9 protein-coding genes and 2 pseudogenes are annotated in these 7,601 nt (G+C 36.6%); 2 read left to right on the top strand and 9 right to left on the bottom strand.

Translation table 11 applies throughout. The annotated features are described in order from the left end of the window. The first annotated feature begins 205 nt into the window (after nucleotides 1–205). Both M2470_RS18330 and M2470_RS18325 read left to right on the top strand, forming a co-directional pair. Complete coding sequence (locus tag M2470_RS18330; protein ID WP_129733307.1) at nucleotides 206–538, top strand: hypothetical protein; 333 nt, start codon at nucleotides 206–208, stop codon at nucleotides 536–538. Between the two features lie 113 nt (nucleotides 539–651). Further along, nucleotides 652–1,647 (top strand): hypothetical protein, encoded by a 996-nt coding sequence (locus tag M2470_RS18325; protein WP_129733308.1) that lies wholly within the window; start codon nucleotides 652–654, stop codon nucleotides 1,645–1,647. 44 nt (nucleotides 1,648–1,691) lie between these two features. Here the strand turns inward: M2470_RS18325 and M2470_RS18320 are convergent, their stop codons facing one another. From M2470_RS18320 to M2470_RS18280, 9 genes and pseudogenes are all read right to left on the bottom strand, one after another. Continuing rightward, nucleotides 1,692–2,036 (bottom strand): hypothetical protein, encoded by a 345-nt coding sequence (locus tag M2470_RS18320; protein ID WP_129733309.1) that lies wholly within the window; start codon nucleotides 2,034–2,036, stop codon nucleotides 1,692–1,694. After that, nucleotides 2,027–2,389, bottom strand: a complete 363-nt coding sequence (locus M2470_RS18315) for a hypothetical protein (protein ID WP_129733310.1) — start codon at nucleotides 2,387–2,389, stop codon at nucleotides 2,027–2,029. The genes M2470_RS18320 and M2470_RS18315 overlap by 10 nt, the downstream gene beginning before the upstream one ends. 350 nt (nucleotides 2,390–2,739) lie before the next feature. Next, nucleotides 2,740–3,183: a PH domain-containing protein gene (locus M2470_RS18310; protein WP_129733311.1), complete on the bottom strand. Its 444-nt coding sequence runs from the start codon at nucleotides 3,181–3,183 to the stop codon at nucleotides 2,740–2,742. Between the two features lie 11 nt (nucleotides 3,184–3,194). Beyond that, nucleotides 3,195–5,066, bottom strand: a complete 1,872-nt coding sequence (locus M2470_RS18305; RefSeq protein ID WP_129733312.1) for a DUF4116 domain-containing protein — start codon at nucleotides 5,064–5,066, stop codon at nucleotides 3,195–3,197. A 2-nt stretch (nucleotides 5,067–5,068) separates the two neighbouring features. Continuing rightward, the gene (locus M2470_RS18300; RefSeq protein ID WP_165359883.1) at nucleotides 5,069–5,668 is read right to left on the bottom strand and encodes a M23 family metallopeptidase; all 600 of its coding nucleotides are present in this window, start codon (nucleotides 5,666–5,668) and stop codon (nucleotides 5,069–5,071) included. Between the two features lie 185 nt (nucleotides 5,669–5,853). Continuing rightward, a pseudogene (locus tag M2470_RS18295) lies at nucleotides 5,854–6,282 on the bottom strand (DUF3872 domain-containing protein); the annotation flags it as partial. A gap of 20 nt (nucleotides 6,283–6,302) precedes the next feature. Continuing rightward, nucleotides 6,303–6,641 (bottom strand): hypothetical protein, encoded by a 339-nt coding sequence (locus M2470_RS18290; RefSeq protein ID WP_129733314.1) that lies wholly within the window; start codon nucleotides 6,639–6,641, stop codon nucleotides 6,303–6,305. A 13-nt stretch (nucleotides 6,642–6,654) separates the two neighbouring features. Continuing rightward, nucleotides 6,655–7,239: a conjugal transfer protein TraO gene (locus tag M2470_RS18285; protein WP_129733315.1), complete on the bottom strand. Its 585-nt coding sequence runs from the start codon at nucleotides 7,237–7,239 to the stop codon at nucleotides 6,655–6,657. A 2-nt stretch (nucleotides 7,240–7,241) separates the two neighbouring features. Beyond that, a pseudogene (locus M2470_RS18280) lies at nucleotides 7,242–7,505 on the bottom strand (DUF4138 domain-containing protein); the annotation flags it as partial. Between the last annotated feature and the right edge of the window lie 96 nt (nucleotides 7,506–7,601).

Here is a 7,601-nt window from a genome sequence, read left to right as displayed (position 1 = left end):
GTCCCAAATAGTAACATAGACTTTACATTTCTCTTTTTCCATACGGTTCACTCATTATAGTTTATAAAATAATTACAATGCAAACCTAAGGTTTTCCATGAGTAAAAGTAATCTAACGGAAGAAAAAGTAACAAAAAGCCTTTTAAACCTATTTGTTTTCATACATTTGAACAAATAGGTATTTTTGTCTTGAAATCTCAATAATATGCCTGTAAAAATAGAAAAATGGGTAGTTGCCCAAAAAAAACATAAATTGTCAGATAAGCACGTCCAGATGGCTCGTGAGTTGGGACTAAATCCCGATAAATTAGGTAAAATAGATAACCATAAACAGGAAACATGGAAAGTTCCGTTACCCCAGTTTATCGAAGATATATATATCAAACGGTTTAAACGGGAAGAACCTGTTACTGTTCGCTCTCTGAATGACATTATCGCAGATGACAAAGCAAAAAAAGAAAAGAAGAAAAAAGAGAAAGCTAAAAAGCGTGCTTTACGAGAACAAACCGATAGTAGCGAAAATAAATACATAGAATAATCTACAAATTCCACTATGGAAAGTAAATTGTAGATTAACAGATATTTAAAAAGTTAAATGAAATCATCTATGATATATATAAATTCTCTACTTTTGCATAAAAAGCGATAAGCATGAAGGTTGAACATATAACATATAAAGGCTCTACACTTGTTAGAGATACTGATGATATTACAGAGGAAACAATAAATTTACTCAAACCCTTTGAGGACATTAATAAGGAAAAGAGCAAATTGAAATTTCCTTTAACTAATTTGGAAGTCGTTACTACCATAGCCAGCAACGTTGCTATTTTTAACTTTGAAAAAAATAATATCCCTTTGTATATGAACTTTTGCTGTTTTGAAGCAAAAGACGCATCTATGGTATTGGAACTGGTTGATAATTTTATAGAGAAAAGAGGATTTGAGAAATTGACTACTACCCCCAAAGAAAGCTCTTTTATATATACAGTTCCTTGCTATCCTTCCGCTTCGCTTACAAGCGGAGAAGAAGAAATGATAATGGGCGAAGTGGAACTATACATATATTATTCCTTATATCTCAACGATTACCGAAAAAAAACAAATAACACACATTCTGCTGACACTACATCAAAAGAAAAAATAAAATACGAGGTGGGTAAGAGATTCCCTGATGAAAGATATTTGAATCAAATAGAAACAACTGCTGCTATTATTAATACAGCATTTTTTGATGTTTTTTGCAGTTTCCATGAACCAACGACAGAAGAAATAAGACTATTCCGAAAGGGGAAATTAGATGTTTACTTATATGAAAACTCTAACATTCCATTTCTGATTTTTGACATGGGTTTTTCTTTTGAAGTGAGTATTGATGTAACTAAAATTCCAGAGGAAAAACAAGACGATTGGTTAAATTCAGAAGCAAATATAATAACAATGTTTCTTGTGGATGCCGGAACCGGAATCATGCAGGGAATAAGAACAATAAGTATTCCCCCCAATTTTGCAGAAAAAATTAGGGATATATCGGAAAAGCAGTTACAGGAGGACATAAATGTAGAACAAGCAATAGATCAGATAACGGAACAACTTTCAACAGAGCAAATGATGAAGAAATCAACTCTAAAATATACCGTGAAATAAAAAACAAAAGAAGCATTAAAGTTAAATTTAATGCTTCTTTTGTTTTATCGAGGTCTGTCAAAATCATTTTCCATTTCCCACCTGATCCAATCCTCCAGAGAATCAAATTCGTGAGGCATCTTGTCCAATGAATGCCTGTCAATCTTCAGTTCCTTTTGTTTCTCTCTGTAATGTCTGTCTAATTCCTGCACCTTCCTTTGGTATTCCTTTTCCATTTGCCGACTATCAATTATCCACCAAGTTGTAAAGCCTACCACGAACAGGATAAATACAGAAACGAAAAGTATCTCCCCTTTTGAAATGTAGCCCATAGCCCGCAAATCCTCAAACACAAATTTCTTATACTCAATATAGTCTTTTACTTTAGTATAGATTGTCTTTATTTCCATAAACGGGGTTTATTATGGGTAACTGAAAACATATTAAAATAGGTTCTCTCCGGCTTTTCCTTAGATAACAAATGAACAAAGCCCGTGCGGGTTACAATCTCCACATAAACCTCTGTTTCGTCCAGATGTACTATGTCTTCAAATCGAATACAATCCCGTGTACTGACTAATTCTTTTTTCCCTTTCATTGCTTCATAGACATACTCATAGTCAGGAAAAATAAATAGTGATTCTTTAATCGAAATTCTGTGTAATACCAGTATAGGACGGATTTTATCACAAACAGTAAACTTATTTACAGGTGATTGCCTTTTAAGGTAAAGTTTAGAAATGGCTTTTTGTGCAAAATTCATGATCTCTCTGTAATATTATGTTAGTACCAAAAAACAGGCGCAAGAATTACTAAATATCGGCTTTGAGGTACCGCCAAGCACCCACTCACTCAATAGATAATAACCTCACGCCCTTGCCGGTATATGCGAGTAACATATATACAGACTGACGGAAGCTAACATCCATTACCATGTGAGTGAGTTCTAAAATATTTGGCGGTTTTCAAAACCTCACTATAATGCTGCTATTTCCTATGTAAGAACCATCCGATGACTGGCATCGTTATAAATGATCCTGTGTGCAAAAATACACAAAAACAATGGAATATTACTGATTTTGAAAACATAAATCAATAGCACGCCACTGTAAACTATCCTATTTGCTTGTTGATTTCTCGCTTGAATGTAAACGGACGAGCGATAAAAGGATAGCTACTGATAGCACCGCCAGTCGTTACTGTAATAGTTCCAAAATTAAATATACGTCCCAACACGTTCTGGCTTACATGCAATCCTTCGCATTTAGCCAGGACAAGTTCGACCGTTCTGCGGCTTATTACACCCGTTTTCAAAATTACTCGTTTATTAGTAACGGCATAAATCGAACCAACCTTTATCAAAACACGCTGTACAAGGGAAACCAACCCCAAGAACAGCAATGTTACACCTAAATAGCGTGTCATCCGGGCATCATCAAGATAACACATATAGCCAATACCCAACAATATAGCGGGTTGGAGAAAAAGAAATATATGTATTTTTGCCCTGTATTTTATTTCTTCTCCGGGCTGTAAATATGTAGATAAAAAGTTCATATTTTTGTTTTTTAGATTTTCCGCCCTTTCCCTTTTCGGTCTGGCTTTTTATTGATTTGGATAGAGTTTTTTTGTTTTTCTGCGGTAGTTTGTTCCACAGATTTGACATTTAGGTTTTTGCTCTTTGCATCATACCTTAATTCTCCAATTTTCACAAAACCATTAGATGTTTGTATATCCTTAACTCTAATAGATTCTCCATTATATAGCTGCTTATGCTGATCGTATGATAAGGGCTTATTTATTATATTTTCCACTCTTTTGTGGAATGTATAAATGTTATCGCCCTTGCTAATCTCTTCTGGAATATTGATGTTATATCCCTCAATAGCTTTTTTAGTAAATAAAATCATATCAGCAGTCCTCATATTAGAAGGAACCCAACCTAATGAACTGGGATCACTCTTAACGGCTGTTTCAGCAACTTCGGGTGTCCAAGCCTTTTGCGGTATAACGTGAAAACTTCTACCGCTCTTTTGTAAAGCATCTTTTGCTATTTCCGGTGTGATTAAATCATGACTAACAATATGTAACAACAAATCCACTTTTTCGGGATTAGTATGAGCTTTAAATACTTCCAGCAACATTTGAGATGATGTAACAGAATTAACAACAGAGAAATCGTTTTTATCTTTCCCGAAAGTATTGTCCAAAGCAATCCGACACAATTCATCGGTTCGGTCTTCATAAGGAATACCTATTAAGTTTTTCGGATTATCTTTTACCATTTTTCGATATTGTTCTTCCCCTTTCATTTCATCCAAAATATACGGAATGGCATAAGGACTGCTTTTTATAGCTAACTCACATAATTCTTTTGTTTTTTGGCTTTCTGGAATATGTGCCAAGTATGATCCGTCACGTTTTACAGCAGCTTCGCATAATTGTTTATCCTTAAATTGGATGGGGATATTGTAAAACAACTCTGGTTGTTTCTCAAAAATTTTATATGCCAAATCCTGTTTTATATAATCAGGCTTCATATTCTCCAAAAATTCTTTCGTAGTGGAGTAATCTTTGCATTGTTCATTGAAAACCTTTAGATGAATATCCTCAAACGGTATAAATGACAATATACGGGGATGACTGGCTGTATTTACCGCTTCCAGACAAACTTCATGTGTTAGTTTATCCGCAGGGAAATACTGTATTGCAAAAGCGTCTTTCTTTAAAGCCTGATTACATAGTTCCGTAGTTTTCATTTCATCGGGAACATATCTCAGGCTATGAAAGGTCGAATTAATTGCAGCCTCGCATAATTCCATCGTTTTATCTTTGTCAGGAATATTATATAGCCGCATACCATCACCTTTAACAGCCTCCATTCTTAACTCATAAGAATGAAGATGTTCCGGAATAAAGCCTAATACTCCCGGTTCATCCTTAACACCATACATGGCCATCTCCGCAGTCATAATTTGCGGATTGATGAAGCCGTATATATCCATCATATTAACCATAGAATTTTCATATAGCTTTATCCCATGCATACAAACGTCTGGATAAGGGATGAAAGCTAACACTTCGATACCCTCTCCCGTAATATCATAAGCGGAATGAAGGGCTCTTCGGCACATTTGTTCTGTTTTCATTTCTTCAGGAACAAACTGTAATGCCCAGCCGCTATTCTCCACAGCAACATTACATAGATCGGATGTTTTCATATTATCAGGTATGTACTCCAATGTTAAACCATCACCTTGAAGTGCCTTTTTCATAAGTTTTTCATTCAGAATATTTTCAGGCACATACCTTATATTATCGGGATCAACTTCAATGGCAGCCAGAGAAACACTTTCAGTTCGTCTATCTCCGGGTAGTGTCATAAATCTGTCTTTATCCTTACTGACAAATTCAGCATCTTGTTTTTCTTGTGGATTCATTTTTATTTATTTTTCGTTGTTATAATTTCAAAAAGGCAATAACACCATTTTTGGGGATTCAGATAGCGCTTACCTTTTCTTACTTCGTAATGCAGATGGCTACCTGTCGATACTCCTGTATTGCCTACACAGGCAATCTGTTGGGTTATACTTACCGAATCCCCTGCATTTACCATCGTCTTACTCAAATGGGCATAAAATGAATGGAAACCGCCTGCGTGTTCAATCTCAATGTAGTTCCCATATCCCGAACAAAAACCCTTGCGAACTACTATCCCGTTACCAGTGGCATAGACTGGGGTACCTTTGATTTTAGGAATATCAATCCCGGTATGAAATTTTTGTATTTTATAAACAGGATGATAACGCCTACCAAAGCCCGATGAAATATATAGCGGTTTTTTTATTGGAAAAATCACAGGATAGTCGGATAACTCATCAATAGACATTTGCAAAGAATCCGCTATCTGTTGGAACTCATTTATAGAATAGGCAGATTTCGTACAGTCTTCTATTTCCGATTTTCTGTTTAGAGAATCAAACGGCTGCCCCCATAAAGGCAAATGCAGCAAAACGGTGACGAATATTAGTAGGTATTTCATAATCAATCTGTAAAAACAGTAAGTACCCGAAATAATCCGGGTACTTTACTTATTCAACTTCCTCACCCCACAGATCTACGTCTGTCGGTGCATTATTCAACGAATGGGCTATCCATAGCCAGCAGAGGACGTTTAACACGATATAGCTGCATATAATCATGGACTGATACTTTTAGTAAATCATCATCTTCTTCATCATCCCCCTTGTCATTCTGCCAACTAAATGTTTTTTGCACGACCTGACCGAATGAATCTTCGATATATACGTCGATAACCTGCTGATCCGTACTGTGTGATGTATAATAGAGCCGGAATGTCGTTTTATTCAACGGATATAGGTCATTCGGTAGAAATACCGTTCCGTCATCCATCCGCAGTTCTCCTTTTCCATCACTTTGAAAATACCTGATAAAGAACCGGGCGTTATCATAGTCACCTTCCTTTACCAGTTGGCATCGAATCTCCGCACTCTCGCCCTGAACGATTTTTTTCTGGACGGGCATAGTAACAAGATCAAATGAATAAGCCTGCTGAATATCCAAATCGTCACTACAGGCACAGACTATTGCCGATAGCAATAGCGTGTATAAAAAATATGCTAAAAACTTTTTCATGTTTTTTTATTTTAAAATATTTATTGTTTTGTCATTTTATCAAAGACAGCATCAATACCTCTAACCTCTTCCTTGAAATCAGCAATAATATTATACTTGTCTATTTCCAGTTCTATTCTATCTTCTCCAATATTAAGGAGCATACGAGTTTTATCACTGTCATTAAAAACGTAGTTTACTTCCTTCGCTATTTTTTCAAAATCGTCTTTTGAAATAAACCATTTTAATGTGAAACCAACCCCCGCTGACAAAGCAGACATATTATACATATTCACAGGGACAGTATCATCCTGCGATAAATGTTCATTATTCCAGAATCTTAAAAATTCTAAGAGGTTATCTGATGTTGTTGCTATCATTTCTTCTCAAAGTTTAGTTTATTATAAATTTTAACCCTAATCCGTACTGGAAATGAAAATGCCCTGTTGATGTTCCCCACAATATCCGTTCACGGGCAGTCAGGAGCAATACAACACGGTCTGATAAATAGGTTTCCATTTCCAACGTAATAGCACCCCCATAAATGAACCGGTCTTTATTCCGGAGTGTGGAACCGTCAAAAAGTGTTTTTTCTCCCCAGTTGCTTGTTTCATATCCGGCAAGAGCAGATCCGCCCAAAGAAAAAAGGACTACTTTATTATGGTCGGAAAGAAATTTCAGGTAATAACCACCCTCTCCAGTGAACTGGCTGACAGGTATTCTGTCATCTTTATAAGGGTAATATTTATTCAGGAACTCGGCACCGAATACCCACTTATTTGCATGTTTGGTATAGGTGGCCATCGACAACCCGAAATAATAGCCCAGTTCATTCTTTTTGTCTGACAAATGGAATCCATCTACCATTCCACCAGTTACCTGTATGCCTTGCATACCGGGCAAACAACGCTGTGCGTGTGCTTGGTCTGCAAAGACCAGGCACAGCACAAACGTTAGTATAAGTAATAGCCGTTTCATGGTTATTTAACTTTCAATTCGTTGATAACTTTCGCCCTTATCAGGTCGGCATTTTCGACAACAAAACTTTGATGCCGTCCGCCCTCTTTTTCGTTCAGTTCGATGATAAGGTGCTTATCATCCGGTATCGTAAACTTCGGCAAAGTGAAAATCACACGTTCTGTCCGTTTTCCACCTATCAATGTCAGGTTATTATGCGCCCGGAGTGGTACAATTACCTGTTCCTGAATGGCTGTACGTTTCGCCAGTTTTTTATCTACAATCTTGAGTAGGCTAAGCCCCCAGCGCCTTATCATATTTCTATGGTAGGTTTCCAAGCACTCGCCCCCGAACCGGACTTACACCTCTCAGCGTATCCGGCT

It is taken from the genome of Parabacteroides sp. PH5-46, from assembly GCF_029892785.1.
Taxonomy (GTDB): Bacteria; Bacteroidota; Bacteroidia; order Bacteroidales; family Tannerellaceae; genus DFXE01.
This window is presented reverse-complemented; position numbering and strand designations above follow the sequence as displayed.

Coding starts and splice junctions, on each gene's coding strand:
- M2470_RS18285 (WP_129733315.1), bottom strand. CDS start 7,239: ATGAAACGGCTATTACTTATACTAACGTTTGTGCTGTGCCTGGTCTTT.
- M2470_RS18320 (WP_129733309.1), bottom strand. CDS start 2,036: ATGGAAATAAAGACAATCTATACTAAAGTAAAAGACTATATTGAGTAT.
- M2470_RS18290 (WP_129733314.1), bottom strand. CDS start 6,641: ATGATAGCAACAACATCAGATAACCTCTTAGAATTTTTAAGATTCTGG.
- M2470_RS18315 (WP_129733310.1), bottom strand. CDS start 2,389: ATGAATTTTGCACAAAAAGCCATTTCTAAACTTTACCTTAAAAGGCAA.
- M2470_RS18300 (WP_165359883.1), bottom strand. CDS start 5,668: ATGAAATACCTACTAATATTCGTCACCGTTTTGCTGCATTTGCCTTTA.
- M2470_RS18310 (WP_129733311.1), bottom strand. CDS start 3,183: ATGAACTTTTTATCTACATATTTACAGCCCGGAGAAGAAATAAAATAC.
- M2470_RS18305 (WP_129733312.1), bottom strand. CDS start 5,066: ATGAATCCACAAGAAAAACAAGATGCTGAATTTGTCAGTAAGGATAAA.
- M2470_RS18325 (WP_129733308.1), top strand. CDS start 652: ATGAAGGTTGAACATATAACATATAAAGGCTCTACACTTGTTAGAGAT.
- M2470_RS18330 (WP_129733307.1), top strand. CDS start 206: ATGCCTGTAAAAATAGAAAAATGGGTAGTTGCCCAAAAAAAACATAAA.